Origin of the sequence: Streptococcus constellatus subsp. constellatus, assembly GCF_023167545.1 — a bacterium.
GTDB classification, from domain to species: Bacteria; Bacillota; Bacilli; order Lactobacillales; family Streptococcaceae; genus Streptococcus; species Streptococcus constellatus.
This window is the reverse complement of sequence record NZ_AP014647.1, coordinates 854,740-873,680: the sequence shown is the minus strand read 5'-3', so window position 1 is coordinate 873,680 and position 18,941 is coordinate 854,740. Positions and strand designations below refer to the sequence as shown.

The following is an 18,941-nucleotide window of genomic DNA, read 5'->3' as shown; positions in this document are numbered from 1 at the left end:
AAGTTTGCATACCTTAAATTATGCAAACTTTTTATTTTATAAATTATCCAATGCATTTTTTTGTTCGTCATTAACAATATGGGTGTAGAGGTCTGTAACTTGAGTACTGGCATGTCCTAGCTGATGACTGACCAAAACTTGAGATTTAGTAGCATCATAAAGTCGAGTAGCCAGCGTATGGCGGAGTTTGTGAGGTGTCACTCGAACTTTGAAATCTTCAGAATACTTAGCAACCATCTTTTCTACACTAGAAGCATCAATCCGGTTAGGAACACCTCTATATTCTGTCAAAAATAGGGCAGTGTCTGATTTTTCAGCTTTATAGCGTTTGGCCCGAATCTCAAGATAGGCTTCCAAGTAGGGTTTGGCAAAAGCTGCAACATTGACAGAATCTCTTTTTCCGCCCTTACGAGTCACTTCAATGACCATCATTTTTAGGTTAAGGTCCTTCAAATCAAGATTGACCGCCTCGGATAGGCGAATACCAGATGCAAGAAGCAATGCTATAATTGCCAAATCTCGCTCTTTATTTTTGTCGAAAGAGGAGAGGGCGCGATTAGATAAACTTTTAGGATATTCTTCATCAATATAATTCAAAAATTGTTCAGTTTCCGTGCCTAAAAAGAGCTTTTGTTTAATATTTTCAGCTCGTGCAGCTAAAGTTTCTTTCTTTTTCTTAGTGGACACTTTTTTCATAACATTACGATAAAAATAAGGCTCTCCATTCTCATTTTCCACCTCTTCAGTTAAATATTTATAAAGGCTAGAGAGAGCTGAAAGAGTGCGGTTAATAGTTGTTTGAGATACTCCATTTTGCGTGGTATTAGCATTAAGCAACGGTCGTTCCCGTAGGTAAAGGATAAATGATTCCATATCTTTTTTAGTCATATTTTCCAACACCGATAAAGGAATTTCTGCAATTTGTGAGACATCAGCAATTCCAGAGTCTAAAATCCACTGAAAAAAACGATTGTATTCTTTAAGATATTCATATAAGGTTGTAAAACTGTATGGAACAGTTAATTTAGATTGATAATATTCCAAAACATACCAGGGTAGAATAGTCTTTAGTTTTTCAATTCTTTCTAAAAGTAGTTCACGCTTCATAAAGGATCTCCATTATTTTATTTTATTCTCTATAAGAAGTATAGCATAGCTCTATATTTTTTTCAAGAAAATTATAGTTTTTCGGAAAGATATTAGGGGGATTGCATAGAAAACAATCATTCCAAAATTGTTGCTAGAATATATAAAAAATAAGCCGGTGCGCGATTTATTGAACGGCTTATTTTTTATATTTGATTATTTCCGCTTTTTCTTTGCTTTTTTCATTTTATTTGCCATGCGTTTCATAGCTTGTTTAGTTGCAAATTCACCAATTTTTCCTTTAAGTCCACCACCAAACATTTGGCTCATATCCGGCATGCCGGCCCCTCCTAAACTTGACATATCTGGCATGCCACCTTGCCCCATCATACCTTCTAGAGCTGTCATATCTGGTATTCCTCCTCCGCCAGGCATGTTCTTAGGCATATTGTTGGGGTTTAGTCCCATTTGCTTCATCATCTTATTCATATCACCAGACATGACACCCTGCATGACAGATTTAGCCTGATTAAAGTCCTTGATAAATTTATTAACTTCGACGAAGCTATTACCAGAACCTGCAGCAATCCGACGGCGGCGACTTGGGTTGAGAAGATTGGGATTTTCTCGTTCAGCTGGTGTCATGGATGATACAATGGCACGTTTGCGAGCAATTTCATTTTCATCTACCTTAAAATTCTTCATGGCAGGATTATTGGCCATACCAGGAATCATCTTTAGTAGATCCTCCATTGAACCCATATTTTGAACCTGATCTAGTTGGTCAATGAAATCATTAAAATCAAAGGTATTTTCTCGCATTTTTTCAGCCATCTCAAGTGATTTTTGCTCATCGTATTCTTGAGAGGCTTTTTCAATCAGAGTCAGCATGTCTCCCATGCCTAAAATCCGACTAGACATTCGATCTGGGTGGAAAGTTTCAATGTCTGTAATTTTTTCCCCAGTACCAGTAAACTTAATCGGTTTACCAGTAATTTGGCGGACGGATAAAGCGGCACCACCACGTGTATCGCCATCAATCTTAGTCAGAATAACCCCAGTTACTTCTAACTGAGCATTAAATTCACGAGCTACATTGGCAGCTTCTTGCCCAATCATGGCATCGACAACCAAGAGAATTTCATTTGGTTGAGCAAGTACTTTGACATCACGCAGCTCATTCATGAGTTTCTCATCGATTTGCAGACGACCAGCTGTATCAATCAGCACATAGTCATTGTGATTAGCCTTGGCCTGCTCCAGACCTTGACGGACAATCTCGACTGCTGGTACTTCTGTTCCTAACGAAAATACTGGTACATCAATTTGCTGACCAAGAGTTTTGAGCTGGTCAATGGCTGCCGGACGATAAATATCAGCAGCAATCATCAAAGGCCGAGCAGCTTCTTCTTTCTTAAGTTTATTGGCTAATTTTCCTGCAAATGTAGTTTTACCAGCCCCTTGGAGACCGACCATCATGATAATGGTCGGAATTTTAGGGGATTTGATAATTTCTGCTGTATCAGAACCCAATACAGTGGTCAATTCTTCGTCAACAATCTTGATAATTTGTTGAGCAGGATTTAACGTATCAATAACTTCGTGTCCGACAGCGCGCTCGCGAACTTTTTTGATAAAGTCTTTGACAACTGGTAAAGCTACATCGGCTTCCAAGAGTGCCATACGAATTTCTTTGGTCGCTTCTTGGACATCACTCTCTGAAATTTTTCCTTTTCTTCGTAGATTTTTAAAGACGTTTTGTAAACGTTCGGTTAAACTTTCAAATGCCATAAAATGTATTTCTCCTAGTTAATGATATTGATTTGTGCGTATTTTTTTACTGACAATTCACTATTCTCGATTGTCAATACTAGATAAGGTTGCAATTTGCTTTTGCAAATAGGTATCGTCAGCATATTTCTCTATTATTTGATCGAAAATTTGACTTCTAACGATATAATCTGAATACATGTGAAGTTTCATTTCATAGTCTTCTAAAATCTTCTCAGTCCGTTTGATGTTATCATAAACAGCTTGACGGCTAACTTGAAACTCTTCAGCAATCTCAGCGAGACTGTAATCATCTGCATAATAAAGTTCAATATAATTCATTTGTTTATCTGTTAGAAGTGCTGCATAAAATTCAAATAGAGCATTCATTCGATTGGTTTTTTCAATTTCCATAAGATTTATTATACCAAAAAATACAGTAAAACTCTACTACTAGCGAAGAGATTTACCTAACTAAAAACACTCCCACATCAGCGACAGTGTTTACATATCTTAAATTAGGTAATATAAATTAATTGTTTTCTAAATAAAATTCAAATCGTTCGCCGACATATTGACTTTTGACATATTCAAAAGCCGTTCCATTGTCAAAATAAGAAATCTGTGTCAAACCAAGAATCGCATGACCTTTAGGAATTTCCAGGTAATGCGCAATCCTTTCTTTGGCAAGACGTGCATAAATGGTTTGTTGGGATTTCCCAATTTTATAGCCGTGTTTTTGTAATGTTTGGAAAAAATGCCTAGTAATTTCTTCTTTGTTAAAATTTTTAATAAATTTTTCTGGAATTGAAGCGACTTCATAAACTACAGGAATGTGATTAGCATATCGTACTCGTTCCATACGAATGACGTTTTCAGTCTTTTCGATTTCTAATTTTTCGACTTCTTCTTTACTTGGTAATGTTCGACGATAAGAAATAAGCTGACTCGAAGGTGTCTTTCCTTGGGCTTTGATAATTTCAGTAAAGCTAGTTGTGCCACGCATCTTTTCCTGAACCCGTGTACTAGCTACAAATGTACCACTTCCCATACGACGTTCCAGTACTCCTTCTTCTACTAAAAGAGTGATGGCCTGACGAAGTGTCATGCGGCTAACCTCAAATTGTTCGGCTAAATCACGCTCACTTGGCAAGCGTTGTCCGATTTTCCAAATTTCTTCGTCGATTTCTTTTTTTATTTGATCGTGAATTTTCATATAAGCTGGAAGCATAGTAACCTCTTTCAAGACAAATTTCCTCTTTTTATTGTATTATCAATTGAAATAAAAGTCAATTCTCACTCAATGAGATTGGAAAAAGTCTCTATTTTGTGTTAGAATAAACAAAGAAATTTCATTTGAGAAAGGGAAGAAATGACAATTACAACTGAATTGCAAGATGTTGAAAGAATCATTGTATTGGACTATGGCAGTCAATATAATCAGCTCATCTCACGCCGTATACGCGAGATTGGTGTTTTTTCTGAACTAAAAAGTAATAAAATTACAGCTGCTGAAGTTCGTGAAATAAATCCAGTCGGAATTATCCTGTCTGGTGGGCCAAATTCTGTTTATGAAGAAGGTTCATTTGATCTTGACCCTGAAATTTTGGAATTGGGCATTCCGATTTTAGGAATTTGTTATGGAATGCAGCTTTTAACTCACAAATTAGGTGGAAAAGTTGTACCCGCAGGAAACGCTGGAAATCGTGAGTACGGTCAGTCAGAACTCATTCATACGGATTCGCAACTGTTTGCAAGCACTCCTGAACAACAAATTGTTCTTATGAGTCATGGAGACGCTGTTACAGAAATTCCTCAAGGGTTTGTACGAACCGGAACTTCTGCCGATTGTCCATTTGCAGCTATTGAAAATACATCCAAGAAAATCTATGGCATCCAATTCCACCCTGAAGTTCGTCATTCTGAGTTTGGCTACGATATTCTTCGCAACTTTGCTCTTGATATTTGTGGCGCTAAAGGTGATTGGTCAATGGATAATTTTATTGATATGCAAATTAAGCAAATTCGAAAAACTGTTGGAGATAAACGCGTTCTTCTTGGTCTATCGGGTGGTGTCGATTCATCAGTTGTTGGTGTTCTCCTTCAAAAAGCTATCGGAGACCAGCTTATCTGCATCTTTGTAGATCATGGATTGCTCCGTAAGGGAGAGGCGGAGCAAGTTATGGATTCTCTTGGCGGGAAATTTGGTCTGAATATCATCAAAGCAGATGCTGCCAAGCGTTTCCTTGATAAATTAGCTGGTGTATCTGATCCAGAACAAAAGCGTAAAATCATTGGTAATGAGTTTGTTTATGTTTTTGACGATGAAGCTAGCAAGTTAAAAGATGTAAAATTCCTCGCACAAGGAACACTATACACAGATGTGATTGAATCTGGTACTGATACTGCCCAAACAATCAAATCGCACCACAACGTCGGTGGACTTCCCGAAGACATGCAGTTCAAACTGATTGAACCTCTCAATACACTTTATAAAGACGAAGTTCGTGCGCTTGGTACAGAACTTGGTATGCCAGATGAAATTGTTTGGCGTCAGCCATTCCCAGGTCCAGGACTTGCCATTCGTATTATGGGCGAGATTACCGAAGAAAAACTCACAACTGTTCGTGAATCTGATGCCATTCTTCGCGAAGAAATCGTGAAAGCTGGACTCGATCGTGATATTTGGCAATACTTCACTGTGAATACTGGTGTTCGTTCGGTAGGTGTCATGGGAGATGGTCGAACTTATGACTACACTATTGCAATTCGTGCTATTACTTCTATTGACGGAATGACTGCAGATTTTGCTAAAATTCCTTGGGAAGTATTGCAAAAAATCTCCGTTCGTATCGTCAATGAAGTAGATCATGTTAATCGTATTGTCTACGATATTACCAGCAAGCCACCAGCAACGGTTGAGTGGGAATAGAAACAGAAAAGCTAAACTTCTTATTTCTTAAAGTTTAGCTTTTTTAATTTGTTACTTTATTTTCCCCACAAAAATTGAATCAGTATTTTATCTACTTCTGGGTTTTCGTGTAATTTGCTATGCTGAGCCAAAGCGCCGGTAATCTTCTTTTCTTGATATGATTTGGCATTATCCGCTACGAGATATTTTAAAGCACGAGATGCTGCATTTAAAACGGAGCCATCTGACCCGTTTTTGTAATCCCCGTAGATATTCAAAACATCAATTTGTTTTTGAGGAAAAATTTCGCGTAAACCTAATAATTTTTGAAAAATCGCACTTGTTTGATTTGGCTTACCAGTTTTTTCATCAACTTTTAAATCAGAAGAAACTCCCATCACCTGTAAACCAGCTGCGAAATTTGCGATATTGACTTGCTTTTGTAACTGTGGCAAACTTTCATCTTGTCCATATTCTAAAAGGTAATAGAGAATGGACATATTTCCAAGAGAATGACCAACCATATTCATTTTCTTAAAGCCATAGGTTTGCTGCAGTTTAGTAACCACTGCTTTTGCATATTGGCTGACCTTATTTGGATTGCGGTTATCCTCATAGTTCACTTCTACGATCGGATTAATAGCTCCTTTAGGGATTTTTCCTTTCAAAGTCACTTGACCGTTTCTATCTACATTTGCGCGAATGATAGTATTGGTCACTCCAGCTTTCTTAGCAGCATTTGTCATGTGTCGTTCGGCATTAGCACTGCTTCCATAACCATGAAAGAAAAGCGTTGGTGTAGTCGATTGTATATACTTTTGTTTATTTAGTTTTCCTTCAGCATTGACACGATAAAAAAATACAGCAGATATAGCGATTAAAATCGTTAAAATCCCTGTAATTAGAACTATTTTCTTCATCATTCCACCGTCTCTTTCTATAAGATATTTATTTAAGTATAGCATGGAACAATATAAATAACAATTTATCTGATTGAAAAAACTTAGTAGCCTCAGACCACTAAGTTTAGTACATTAAAACCAATTCATCACTTTCATGATATACATATTCATCCGAACTTGACGAGAGTAATAGAAATTTCCTCCATTGATATAGAGTTTAGAACCATGTAAGAGTGCAATGGGATGGTAATAAGCATATGTCTTTCCAGTTACGTTTCCTAAACTTGGTGCGACAACATCTTTAGAGTATTTTTTTGCTAAATCAATAGTATTTTCTCCACCGTGTTTTGCAATGTAATCAATGTAAGCTCGACCAAAGTTATAGGCTTGTACAGCGGTCCAAACATCTACTTTCTTTTCTTGAGCTACATTTAAATTAGTGGATAACGTTTGAACACCTTGGCGAATGCTTTCTTTATTATCTAAAATAGAGTTTTTCTGACCTGTCGCACTCTCGCTAGATTGCATGACATCAGAAACCTTTCCTTTTGTTTCAGTATAAATCATAGCAAGGACAAGTTCTTCATTGGCTACAGTATCCTGCTCATCTAGTACTTCTCGCACTAAGCTACGGTAGTTCATCACCTGCTTAACATCATGATGAACTTGGATAAACTTATAACAGACAAGGATTAAAAGGATAAGAAAAATCAGTTTTCTAAAAATTTTAAACATTATTTACTTTGGATATCTTCTATGTTTTTGATGAGAATGGAATAGGTTCCATTATCGTTTTGTATGAATTCTACAGATTCTGCATCTTGATAGATGTTATTGGGGACAATGAGTTCAATCCCATTTGAAAGAGAGAGCTTTTGATTTTCAAATTTTTTCTTCTGACGGCTACTATCAATTTCATCGAATTTAATAGTTTCTGGAATGACTTCCTTAACTTGATCAATGAAAGTCAAGCGAGCTGTAAGATTGTTATCGAACAAGTCATCTGCTAATTTTTCTGGTGATAATTCATCATTTTCTTCTAAATTTTTGAAAATAGATGATTTAACCTTGGATTGAAATTGAAAATCATCCTGATTAAAACTTTCTGCAACTTTTTGAGCCGTTTTTTCTAAGGCTTTAATAGATTTCTTGGGAGAAATTTCAGGATGGACTTGTAATAGATTATCAGAAAAATAATTGAGAAAAGCACCATTGTATTTAATCCGTTTTTCAATCAAATGGTATTTACGCGATTGAAGATTGATGACCAAGGCTTCATCAGCGCCTGTACCAAATCCCGGCAAGTTGTTCTGGGTAATCTTGATAGGATTATCTACTTCTCCACCTAAGTGGGTGAGGGTTTCCCGCAGAGCAATGCGCAAAAAAGCAAGATGCTCTACTCCTTCCTTGTCAAATTGAACAAAAATCAAATCATTGGTTTTCTGATTTTCGCTCACCGAAAACTCCTCTTTCCAGAGATTGGCAATCGTTATAGAAGTTTCTAAAAGGTCTTTTGTCATATGTGATAAAAAGACATTATCTTCGGTAAAAATACCTGTTTTGGCCTCATCTGAATAGACACGTTCAATCTTCTTGCGAAGATATTCTTCAATTTTTGGAGTAATATTAAGATATTTATCTGCTAAAAGAAGGTCGGTGTCTGATGGACTAAATTGATGAATAATAGCTTTTTTTACGTAAATGTCCATTTCAGTCCTCATATAGTGGAAAGGCATCGGTCAATTCTTTAACTTCTGCACGAACCTGCTGTAAAACAGCTTCATTCTCTGCATTTTCTAAAGTTTTGATGATCAATTCTGCTACTTTAGTACTTTCAGCTACCCCAAAGCCACGAGCTGCAATAGCTGCAGTTCCGATCCGAATGCCACTTGTTTTAAATGGAGATAAGGTTTCATAAGGGATAGAGTTTTTGTTGAGAGTGATATGGACATCATCCAAAAGGTTCTGAGCGACTTTTCCATTTTCAACGACTTTGGTCACATCCACAAGGAAAAGATGATTCTCCGTACCGCCTGAAATGACACGGAAATTACCATGTTGTTGGAATACTTGAACCATTGCCTTAGCATTATCTAAAATCTGCTGAGCATAAACTTTGAAATCTGAATCCAATACTTCTTTGAAAGCAGCTGCTTTAGCTGCTACGACATGCTCTAGCGGTCCTCCTTGAATTCCTGGGAAGATTGCGGAATTAATCTTTTTCGCCAATTCTTCATCGTTGGTCAAAATTAAGCCGCCACGAGGTCCTCGAAGGGTTTTATGAGTGGTAGTTGTCGTAATATGTGCATACGGTACTGGACTTGGATGCAAACCAGCAGCAACTAAACCGGCAATATGAGCCATGTCTACCATGAGTTTGGCTCCGACAGTATCTGCAATTTCACGGAATTTAGCAAAATCAATAATATGTGAATAGGCAGAAGCACCTGCAACAATCAATTTAGGTTTGACTTCTTTAGCCTGCGCCAAAATAGCATCAAAATCTAAAAGTTCCGTTTCAGGATCGACATTATAAGGCACAAAGTTATAGGTTTTCCCAGAGAAGCTAACAGCTGCGCCATGTGTCAAATGTCCGCCTGCTGCAAGATCCATTCCCATTACTGTATCACCCGGCTCAATTAAGGCCATATAAGCCGCACAATTCGCCTGACTGCCTGAGTGGGGTTGAACATTGGCGAATCGTGCTCCAAATATTTTCTTGGCACGTTCAATCGCTAACGTTTCAATCACATCTACAACATTTGTACCACCATAATAACGATGACCTGGATAACCTTCTGCATATTTGTTGGTTAAAATAGAGCCTTGTGCTGCCATAACCGCTTTTGAAACAACATTTTCTGAAGCTATTAATTCAATATTGTTTTGCTGACGTTTTTCTTCTGCAGTAATAGCTTCCCAGAGCTCGCCGTCATATTCTTTATAGTCTTTATGGTCAAAAATCATAAGAGTCTCCCTTCGATCAAAATGGTTCAAAACCTACTAGTTCATGTTTTGAAAGCCGATTTCTGGAATTTTAGCAAGGATTTCTGCACGAGTAACAGACCCTTGGCGTAGAATATGTGCTGCTTCCCCAGATAAATCCAAAATAGTTGAATCCTGGCCTGTTAGAAAAGTATCATCTTCTATACCAAGAACTTCATGGTTGAACTCTATCATAATTTGCTGAAAGTTTACTCCACTACTCTTTCCAGATAAATTTGCAGACGGACCAATGAGAGGTCCGAATTTTCTAATCAAGTCCAAGGTTTTAGGATGACTAGGAACACGAAAACCAATTGTTTTCATACCTGAATTTACCCAAGTTGGAACTTGTTCATTAGCTTGTAAAATAATAGTTAAAGGACCGGGTAGAAAAGATCGGTAAAGCCTTTCTAGATACTGAGGCTGATGTTTGGAAAATTGATAAATATCTTCTAAACTTGAAACATTTAAATTCAAAGCTTTGTTGCGAGGTCTATCTTTTAAATCATAGACATGATTGACAGCCTGCTCGTCCAATGCCTTACAAAATAAACCATATACCGTTTCTGTTGGCAATACGACTGCTCCTCCGCTACTCAACGTTTCTTCAATTTTATCCACGATCTACCACTACCATTCTATCTTTTCCGAATTGATCTTGCAAGACACGAATTCTCATTTTGGGAAATGCAGACTCAAATAGCTTTTTTACATATTCCCCTTGTTTGTAGCCAATTTCGAGATAGATTTTTCCTTTTTCTGTTAAATGTTTTTGGGCGTTCTCAGCAATTTTTCGATAAACGGCATAGCCGTCTTCCACGGCAAAAAGAGCAAGATGGGGTTCTGAAGTAAGGACATTTAGCCCCACTTCCTCTCTATCCGTCTCTGAAATATAAGGTGGGTTGGATACAATAATATCATACTTTCCTGTAATTTCTTGAAAGCAATCAGACTGAACAAAATCAATCGCTACATCAATAACTTCCGCATTTTCTTGCGCTAATTCCAGAGCATTTGAGGAAATGTCGGAAGCTGTAACTTGCCAATTATCACGATCAATAGCCAAAGATAAAGCAATTGCTCCGCTACCAGTTCCAATATCTAAAACCTTTATATTAGTATTAGGATTTTCAGACAAGATAAGGTCAACTAATTCTTCTGTTTCTGGACGGGGAATCAACACTCGTTCATCTACTTTGAACGAATGACCATGAAATTCTGCACTCCCAATAATGTATTGAGCAGGCCTATGAACTAATAATTGAGATTGAATTTCTTTCAGCAATTCTATATCATCTGCGGTTGCTTCTGCTTGCATTTTCAACACAAACTTGGTGAAAGATAAGTTTCTCAGAACTCGAAAAGTAAAGGAGAGGCTTTCAGCTTCTTCGCCAATTGCTTCAAGCTCGATTTCCATTTCAGCAAGAATTTGAGCTAATTTCATTATTTATTCAGTTCTTCTAATTTTTGCGTTTGATCATACAATACCAAGGCATCTACGATTTCATCTAATTTTCCAGCTAAAATCGTATCTAATTTTTGCAGTGTCAAACCAATACGGTGGTCTGTCACACGATTTTGTGGGAAATTATAGGTACGAATCCGTTCTGAGCGATCCCCAGTCCCGATGGTCGATTTTCGCTCGGCATCTTGCTCGTCTTGTGCGATTTGCGCAAAATGGTCAGCTACGCGTGCACGGATAATCTTCATAGCTTTGTCACGATTCTTTTGCTGGGTCCGTTCTTCCTGCATTTCAACTTTGATATTTGTTGGCAAGTGAACGATCCGAACGGCCGTTGCAACTTTATTGACATTCTGACCACCAGCACCAGAAGCATGATAAATATCAATCCGAAGATCTTTTGGATCAATATCATATTCCACTTCTTCGATTTCAGGCATGACTAAAACTGTTGCTGTCGAAGTGTGAACTCGTCCTTGGCTTTCTGTCACTGGGACACGCTGTACACGGTGAGCGCCTGATTCGTATTTTAATTTGGAATAAACAGATTGACCCGAAACCATAGCTACTACTTCTTTAAAGCCACCTACTCCATTCATAGAGGCTTCCATAACCTCAAATTTCCACCCTTGCGATTCCGCATATTTTTGATACATTGTCAGAAGGTCGCCGGCAAAGAGTGAAGCCTCGTCACCTCCTGCTGCTCCACGGATTTCTAAGATAATGTTTTTGTCATCATTTGGATCTTTTGGCAAAAGAAGAATTTTTAATTTTTCCTCATATTCTTCTTTTTCAGTTTTCGCATCTTTGAGTTCTTGCTTTGCCATTTCTTCCAAATCAGCGTCGCCAGTAGCATCTTTAATCATTTCTTCCGCATCTGTAATATTTTGAAGAACCCTTTTATATTCACGATAAGTTGTTACCGTATCGCGCATGCTTGCTTCTTCTTTGGAAAATTCCATAAAACGCTTGGTGTCACTGACAACATCTGGATCACTCAGAAGTTCGCCCAACTCTTCATAACGATCCTCAACGGCTTGTAGTTGTTCATAAATATTCATCGTTTGCTATTCTCTCCTTCGATTCTCATTTCCTCTATTTCTGGCTGAAAATAATGTTTCCGACAGACAGGAATGTATGTTTCATTCCCACCGATTTGAATCTGCTCACCTTCATAAACTGGCTGACCATTTGTTGTTCTTAATACCATAGTTGCCTTTTTTGAGCAAAATTGACAAATCGTTTTAATCTCATCAATTTTATCTGCTAGAAGCAGGAGATATTTGGAGCCTTCAAACAACTCATTGCGAAAATCATTTTTCAAACCAAAAGCCATAACTGGTACATTTAATTCATCAACTACTCTTGCCAAATCATAGACATGATGACGAGAAAGAAACTGAGCTTCATCAATCAATACGCAATAAGGCTTTTCAGGCATTTCTTGAATGAAGCGGAAAATATCAGTATCTTCTGCTATTGCCATTGCTTTTCGTTTCATGCCGATACGACTAGAAACAACACCGAAACCATCACGTGTATCAAGTGCACTCGTCATGATAACAACACCTTTGCCCTGTTCTTCGTAATTGTGTGCCACTTTTAAAATTTCAATGGTCTTGCCCGAATTCATCGTGCCATATTTATAATACAATTGAGCCATTTTCTTTAATTCGTTTCAAATTCTCCAATTTTTAATACTTCTTATTTTACCATATTCTGACACGCTTTAAAACCTAATTTGTGATAAAATAAAAATATCAAAGATAAAAAGGAGATATAACATGCCATTTGTTAGAATTGATTTGTTTGAAGGACGCACTTTAGAGCAAAAGAAAGCTCTTGCAAAAGAAATTACTGCTGCTGTCGTGAAAAATACTGGCGCACCACAATCTGCTGTTCATGTCATTATTAATGATATGCCAGAAGGAAGTTATTTCCCACAAGGAGAAATGCGTACAAAATAACAAAAAAGAATCTTGGATAAAAATCTGAGATTCTTTTTGTTTCAAAATAGTAAGAATGCATGTGTGGTATATAACCTAATTTCTTTTTTGAATATGGTTAAGTCGGAGTTGATATAAAATGCCACTAACAACCAGACTGACAATTAAGCCAAACCAATAAGCAAAGGGACCTAAATTTGTGATATGATCTAATAGTAGTCCAACTGGTAACGCCACCCCCCAATAACCAATCAATCCCAAATAAAATGGAACTTTTGTATCCTTATAACCGCGTAAAATTCCTTGAAGAGGCGCTGCGAAAGTATCTGCTAATTGAAAAAACAAACTATAAGTTAAGAAAACCGATGTCAGACGAATGAATTCTTTGTTCGTTCCATACAATGAAGCGACTTGATGACGAAAAAGATATAAAAATATCAGTGTGAACATAGCAAATCCCAGTGCGGTCACTCTCCCAAGAGTACAATATTTTCTCACAACATCCAGTCGTTGAGCACCAATTTCGTAAGATACGATAATCGCCATTGCATTAGAAATACTCATGGGGAAAGCATACATAAGATTTGAAAAATTAATAGCAGATTGGTGACTGGCAATGACTAATGAAGAAAATTTTGCCATGAGTAAACCGACAACTGAAAATATCACAACTTCTGCAAAAACGGTCCCTCCAATAGGAAAACCTAGGCGCATACCTTCCAGCAACCCTTTTTTGTCTAAAGGACGAATTTTCCATAATTGATATTTTTTGATTTTAGAGTGTCTTTTTGCAACGACTATTGAAAGAATTAGCAGTACCCAGTAGGCCAATGAAGTGCCTAACCCTGCTCCTGCTCCACCCATTTCCGGAAATCCAAAAGCACCATAAATTAGAATATAGTTAAAGCTAGCATTCAATGGCAACAGAAGTAACATTAGATACATAGATAGTCTTGTCAAACCTAAAGCATCTAATATAGAGCGAACAACACTAAATAAAAGTAATGGGATAATTCCAAACGCTAAATACCAGAGATAATGTATAGCAACTTTTGCTACTAAAGGTTCTAAGTTCATGTTGGACAAAACCAGCGGTCCACCTAAAAAAACGAGGCCGAACAAGAGAAGAGACAAGCCAAGAGATAAATAAATAAACTGATAAAAATCAGAAGCGACTTTTTCTTCTCGATTTTGTCCTAAATGATGCCCAATAATTGGAACCAAAGCTGAGACAATGCCGGTCAGAAAAGTAAAGAAAGGATTCCATAAACTAGTTGCCATTGAAACTCCAGCTAGATGTAAAGTATGGTAATGTCCCGTCATTGTTGTGTCCACAAAAGAGGCTGAAAAATTGGCAAGTTGATAAATCAAAATTGGCAAAAAAATTGAGACGAATAATATCATTCGTTCTTTTAAATTGCGAGTTTGGTACATAAAATCTCCTCAAATAGTTCTTTCTCTCTTAACTATACTATAAGCAATTGGAATAGTCAAAAAGGCTAGGAGAAAATCCTCCTAGTCTTATCTTGTTTCTGTTCTTGACTAACTTATCTCTTCTCATAAAATCAAGAACTATTACATCGAATTGGAATATAAACAGATAGTGTTTCTATTATCAATGCGCATCACCATTCCAAATGGAATTTTTTACAATGACATAATCCACATGTTTGAGACCAGCTAAATTCTTTCCGCCAGCATAGGAAATGGCACTTTGCAAATCTTGCTCCATTTCAACCAACGTATCAGCTAAACGCCCTTTAACCGGTAAAAGAATTTTCTTTCCTTCAACATTTTTATAAGCTCCTTTTTGGTATTCAGAAGCCGATCCATAATATTCTTTGAATTGTTCACTGTCTACTTCGACTGTTTTTCCAGGACTCTCAACATGACCTGCAAACAAGGAGCCAATCATTACCATTGTAGCCCCAAAGCGGATAGACTTAGCAATATCGCCATGCGTACGAATACCACCATCTGCAATAACTGGCTTTCGAGCGGCTTTCGCACACCAACGAAGAGCTGCTAACTGCCAACCACCTGTTCCAAACCCTGTTTTAACTTTCGTAATGCAGACTTTTCCTGGACCAATACCGACCTTGGTCGCATCGGCACCTGCATTTTCCAACTCACGCACTGCTTCTGGCGTTCCAACATTTCCTGCAATCACAAAAGTAGTTGGCAATTCCTTTTTAATGTGTTGAATCATGTCAATCACACTGTCTGAGTGCCCATGTGCAATATCAATCGTGATATATTCAGGGGCGTCTGCTTTCAGCTGACTAACGAAATCGTATTCATAATCTTTCACACCAACTGAAATGGAAGCGATTAATCCTTGTTCATGCATGCGTTTAATAAACGGAATGCGCCCCGCTTCATCAAAACGATGCATGATATAAAAATACCCACTTTTAGCCAATTTTTCTGCTACATCTTCATCAAGAATGGTCTGCATATTGGCTGGGACAACAGGAAGTTTAAAAGTATGATTTCCAAAAGTAACTGTCGTGTCTGCTTCTGAGCGGCTTTTGATGACACATTTATTAGGAATCAATTGAACATCTTCGTAGTCAAAGATAGGAAATTCATTTAGCATAAAAAGGACTCCTTATAATTAAATTGACCTACCTATGCTTTCGCATCGCTACGCCTTTCCTGACGTTTCCTTTAGTATTATAACATAAAGTACAGAAATTAAAATAAATTAACACAAAGCGATATTTTTCGTTCGGAATTAAATGCAAAATTCTTATTTTGCGAGGAAAAAATACCCTCTTCTTTTATAGTAATAAATCCTTCATCCGACCAATATCTGATTTCTTCACAACTACATAAATCATATCTCCTAGATAAAGACGCGTGCTGCCATTCACTGTTTGATTCTTTCCATTATGATGCTGCATGGTAATCAAAAGATCTCTTGGAAGTTCTAATTCGTGAACTTGCTTGCCGGCTATTTTTTCAGAGACAGGAATTTCGATAAGTGTTGTCTCTCCGTCATCTGCTACACTATCTGGAAGCATTCGCTCTAACATAGCTTCATACACAGGTGCTCCGCCCAATAAATCCATTACAACATAGGCCACTAAAGTTACTAAACCAAGAGGCATAAGATTCCGTATATCTCCAACCATCTCGGTCACCAAAATGATTGCTGTCAACGGAGCTTTAGAAATTGCACCAAAGTAGCCGCTCATGCCTAAAATAATAAAAATAGGAAATTGCTCTTGTGTTGCAAAGCCTAATTGTACACAAACAACACCAGCAATCGCTCCCAAAAGAGAGCCAAGAGCTAAAATAGGTAGAAAAATACCACCAGGCAGCCCGCTGCCGTAGCTGAGCATACTCCAAATAAAGCGGATGATGAAAAACATCACCAATGTCAGCAGCAAATAATGCTGACTGGTCAAAGAAAGAACCAGCTGATTGCCACCGCCTAAAAGCTGCGGAAAGATATACCCTATTGGAAGAATGAAAGTGAAAGCTATAATGGGATAGTATTGCAAAGAAAGGTGAAGATGTTTTCCGAGCGCATCGTAAATACGAGGCATAGCTAAGACGACTTTTTCATATAAAAATCCAAAAAAACCAAGAAAAACTCCCAACAACAGATACAGCCAATATTGCCCTAGTCCCATCAGAGGAATATTATCAGGTATATTTAATACAGGAGTCAGCCCAAAAATCATGAGTGAAACAAAATTCGCCGTCAAACTTGCCGCCAAAGACGAGACCCAAAAGAAACGCGAAAAATGATGATAGACTTCCTCAATAACAAATAGTAACCCTGCAATCGGAGCATTAAAAGCCGCTGCTAAGCCTGCTGCTGCTCCGCTCGCAATCAAAGAACGTTCTTCCACAGGGCTTAAATGAAGATATTTGGCAATCCCCTTTCCTCCCATTGCTCCAAGCTGAATACTTGGACCTTCACGCCCTAACATCAAGCCGCTTGCAATGGCTAAAACCCCAAGAATATACTTTTTCCAGAGGACGCTCCACCATGACAAGCTCATCAGTCCTTTCAATTCCGCTTCTACTTGCGGAATTCCAGAACCTTTAATATTCTTTTCTGAAAGCGTTAATTTTGCACTAATCCAAATGACACAAGCATAAAACAGCAGAATGAAAACAAACCAAATGGTATTGCCATGGCCTTGTTGATAGAAATGTTGAACAATATGAAATCCTTTTTCAATCAAAAAACGAAAAGAACCAACAATTGCACCCACGATGATTCCGACTAAAATTCCTCTTGAAACTTGCAGAATGATTGAACTAGATGTAAATGCGAATTCTTTCTTAGTATTTGATACTCCTTTTTCTGTCTGAACAGACATCATTGCCTCCCGAATATGTTCTCTTTCTATTTTAGCATAATTTTTCATTTTTTATTGCTTGCGGAAATTGTTTTGGAGAATGAAATCTAGATAAAAAATCAAACCAGCCTCATACGAAACTGGTTTGTAAACTCAATATCTTATCCTTATTTTTCAGCTGTCAAAGCTGCCATTGTAATGTAGTTATAAGGCTTGTTAAAGTGTGGCAGGAAGAAAATATCTGTCAATGCCAATTTATCAATGGTCACTTTTTCTTGGATTGCGAGTGAGAAGAGATGAATGCCCATTGAAATATCTTCGTGCGAAGCCATTTGTGCTCCAAGGATAACACGTGTATCTTTATCAAATACGATACGAATAGCTACTTCATAGTTATCGTGTTTGATAAATTCTGGCTTTTGAAGGTCGTTAAAGCCAGTTTCGACGGCATTGTAACCAGCAGCTTTTGCTTTTTCTAAGGTCAAACCAGTTGAAACCATTTTAAGGTCGTAAATGTTGATACCGTTTGAACCTTGCACACCAATGCCTTCTAACTCATGACCAGTAGCGTTGTAAGCTCCGACAATACCTGAACGAACAGCATTTGAAGCAAGGGCGATATAACTCATATCATCTAGAGCATTGTCATAAATCGTTGCACAGTCACCAACTGCATAAACTCCTGGAATGCTTGTTTCTTGTTTTTTATCAACAAGGAAAGCACCGTTATGGAAAAGCTTAATTTTGCCAGCGCCAAGAGCCGTGTTTGGACGGAAGCCAACAGCCATAATGACCATGTCAACATCAAACGTTTCTTTATCCGTTACAATCCGTTCAACTTTGCCTTCACCTTCAACCGCTTGCACAGTTTGACCATAGGCAAGTTTAATGCCATGATCTGCCAAGTTTTTACTCATCAAGTCAGACAATTCACGATCGTAGTAACCAGCAAGACAAGTGTCTGCCACATCAATCAAGGTCACTTCTTTTCCGAGACGTTCGAAAGCTTCTGCCAGTTCAACACCAATGTAACCAGCTCCCACAACAGCAACACGATTAATACCTTCGTTGTTTTTCAGCTTTTCAATCACTTCGGCAGAATTTTGATACAATTTTACAAATTGAATATTTTCAAGAGTTGCTTTAAATTCGCGATTACCTTCAACAATTTCTACGCCTTTTATTGCTGGAATAATTGGTTGTGAACCTGTTGCAAAAATCAATTTTTCATAAGATTCTACATGCTTTTGCCCATTTACAAGTGCAGTCACTTCTTTTTTGTCGTAATCAACGGACAAAACAGGACTTTCCATATAAACTTTAGCACCTTTAGCTTCAAGCTTTTCTTTATCTGAATAGAACAAACCTTCTGGACCATCAATTTGTTTTCCAATCCAAAGTGCCATTCCACATCCTAAAAATGAAATATTTGAATTTTGATCAAACACAACAATTTCATTTTCATTTCCAAAGTTGTCAAGCATCGTATTGATACAAGCTGTGCCGGCATGATTGGCACCGATAACGACAATTTTACTCATAGAGCAATTCCTACCTTAA

General features: G+C 37.6%; 18 protein-coding genes. 2 read left to right on the top strand and 16 right to left on the bottom strand.

From position 1 onward, the window contains the following. Positions 1 to 36: 36 nt before the first annotated feature. The 4 genes from xerS to SCSC_RS04300 form a co-directional block, all read right to left on the bottom strand. Positions 37 to 1,107, bottom strand: coding sequence for a tyrosine recombinase XerS (gene xerS / locus SCSC_RS04315; protein WP_003069090.1), 1,071 nt, complete (start codon positions 1,105 to 1,107; stop codon positions 37 to 39). Positions 1,108 to 1,302: 195 nt separating this feature from the next. Beyond that, positions 1,303 to 2,877, bottom strand: a complete 1,575-nt coding sequence (gene ffh / locus SCSC_RS04310) for a signal recognition particle protein (protein ID WP_006269548.1) — start codon at positions 2,875 to 2,877, stop codon at positions 1,303 to 1,305. Positions 2,878 to 2,937: 60 nt separating this feature from the next. Then, on the bottom strand, positions 2,938 to 3,270 hold the full coding sequence (locus SCSC_RS04305) for a putative DNA-binding protein (protein ID WP_003069097.1): 333 nt from the start codon (positions 3,268 to 3,270) through the stop codon (positions 2,938 to 2,940). Positions 3,271 to 3,388: 118 nt separating this feature from the next. Further along, positions 3,389 to 4,087 carry a GntR family transcriptional regulator gene (locus SCSC_RS04300; RefSeq protein WP_006269535.1) on the bottom strand — a complete coding sequence of 233 codons (699 nt, stop codon included), beginning with the start codon at positions 4,085 to 4,087 and terminating at the stop codon, positions 3,389 to 3,391. 141 nt (positions 4,088 to 4,228) lie between these two features. Between SCSC_RS04300 and guaA the strand changes: the two genes are divergently transcribed. Next, positions 4,229 to 5,788, top strand: a complete 1,560-nt coding sequence (guaA, locus tag SCSC_RS04295) for a glutamine-hydrolyzing GMP synthase (RefSeq protein ID WP_006269476.1) — start codon at positions 4,229 to 4,231, stop codon at positions 5,786 to 5,788. A 56-nt stretch (positions 5,789 to 5,844) separates the two neighbouring features. On the opposite strand, the gene SCSC_RS04290 is transcribed toward guaA, so the two are convergent. The 8 genes from SCSC_RS04290 to SCSC_RS04255 all read right to left on the bottom strand — a co-directional run bounded on the left by SCSC_RS04290 (position 5,845) and on the right by SCSC_RS04255 (position 12,779). Continuing rightward, positions 5,845 to 6,690: an alpha/beta hydrolase gene (locus SCSC_RS04290; RefSeq protein WP_006269538.1), complete on the bottom strand. Its 846-nt coding sequence runs from the start codon at positions 6,688 to 6,690 to the stop codon at positions 5,845 to 5,847. Between the two features lie 111 nt (positions 6,691 to 6,801). Continuing rightward, positions 6,802 to 7,404, bottom strand: a complete 603-nt coding sequence (locus SCSC_RS04285) for a lysozyme family protein (protein WP_006269474.1) — start codon at positions 7,402 to 7,404, stop codon at positions 6,802 to 6,804. Beyond that, positions 7,404 to 8,378, bottom strand: coding sequence for a nucleoid-associated protein (locus SCSC_RS04280; RefSeq protein ID WP_006269542.1), 975 nt, complete (start codon positions 8,376 to 8,378; stop codon positions 7,404 to 7,406). Before SCSC_RS04280 ends, SCSC_RS04285 begins: the two co-directional genes overlap by 1 nt. Before the next feature lies 1 nt (position 8,379). Beyond that, positions 8,380 to 9,636, bottom strand: coding sequence for a serine hydroxymethyltransferase (gene glyA, locus SCSC_RS04275; RefSeq protein WP_006269534.1), 1,257 nt, complete (start codon positions 9,634 to 9,636; stop codon positions 8,380 to 8,382). 36 nt (positions 9,637 to 9,672) lie between these two features. Next, on the bottom strand, positions 9,673 to 10,275 hold the full coding sequence (locus tag SCSC_RS04270) for an L-threonylcarbamoyladenylate synthase (protein ID WP_006269485.1): 603 nt from the start codon (positions 10,273 to 10,275) through the stop codon (positions 9,673 to 9,675). Beyond that, positions 10,268 to 11,098, bottom strand: a complete 831-nt coding sequence (prmC, locus tag SCSC_RS04265) for a peptide chain release factor N(5)-glutamine methyltransferase (RefSeq protein ID WP_006269589.1) — start codon at positions 11,096 to 11,098, stop codon at positions 10,268 to 10,270. The genes SCSC_RS04270 and prmC overlap by 8 nt, the downstream gene beginning before the upstream one ends. Next, the gene (gene prfA / locus SCSC_RS04260) at positions 11,098 to 12,177 is read right to left on the bottom strand and encodes a peptide chain release factor 1 (protein WP_006269585.1); all 1,080 of its coding nucleotides are present in this window, start codon (positions 12,175 to 12,177) and stop codon (positions 11,098 to 11,100) included. Before prfA ends, prmC begins: the two co-directional genes overlap by 1 nt. Beyond that, the gene (locus SCSC_RS04255) at positions 12,174 to 12,779 is read right to left on the bottom strand and encodes a thymidine kinase (RefSeq protein WP_006267725.1); all 606 of its coding nucleotides are present in this window, start codon (positions 12,777 to 12,779) and stop codon (positions 12,174 to 12,176) included. Before SCSC_RS04255 ends, prfA begins: the two co-directional genes overlap by 4 nt. Before the next feature lie 103 nt (positions 12,780 to 12,882). Here SCSC_RS04255 and SCSC_RS04250 point away from each other — a divergent pair, with 103 nt between their 5' ends. Further along, entirely contained in the window at positions 12,883 to 13,083 is a 201-nt protein-coding gene (locus tag SCSC_RS04250; RefSeq protein ID WP_255313457.1) for a 4-oxalocrotonate tautomerase, read from the top strand. A 75-nt stretch (positions 13,084 to 13,158) separates the two neighbouring features. Here SCSC_RS04250 and SCSC_RS04245 read toward each other — a convergent pair whose 3' ends face one another. The 4 genes from SCSC_RS04245 to nox form a co-directional block, all read right to left on the bottom strand. Continuing rightward, on the bottom strand, positions 13,159 to 14,496 hold the full coding sequence (locus SCSC_RS04245) for an MATE family efflux transporter (protein ID WP_006269498.1): 1,338 nt from the start codon (positions 14,494 to 14,496) through the stop codon (positions 13,159 to 13,161). Positions 14,497 to 14,677: 181 nt separating this feature from the next. Further along, on the bottom strand, positions 14,678 to 15,661 hold the full coding sequence (gene guaC, locus SCSC_RS04240) for a GMP reductase (protein WP_115342914.1): 984 nt from the start codon (positions 15,659 to 15,661) through the stop codon (positions 14,678 to 14,680). Between the two features lie 184 nt (positions 15,662 to 15,845). After that, positions 15,846 to 17,402, bottom strand: a complete 1,557-nt coding sequence (locus SCSC_RS04235) for a ClC family H(+)/Cl(-) exchange transporter (RefSeq protein WP_006269587.1) — start codon at positions 17,400 to 17,402, stop codon at positions 15,846 to 15,848. Between the two features lie 146 nt (positions 17,403 to 17,548). Continuing rightward, the gene (gene nox / locus SCSC_RS04230; protein ID WP_006269524.1) at positions 17,549 to 18,922 is read right to left on the bottom strand and encodes a H2O-forming NADH oxidase; all 1,374 of its coding nucleotides are present in this window, start codon (positions 18,920 to 18,922) and stop codon (positions 17,549 to 17,551) included. Positions 18,923 to 18,941: the final 19 nt, after the last annotated feature.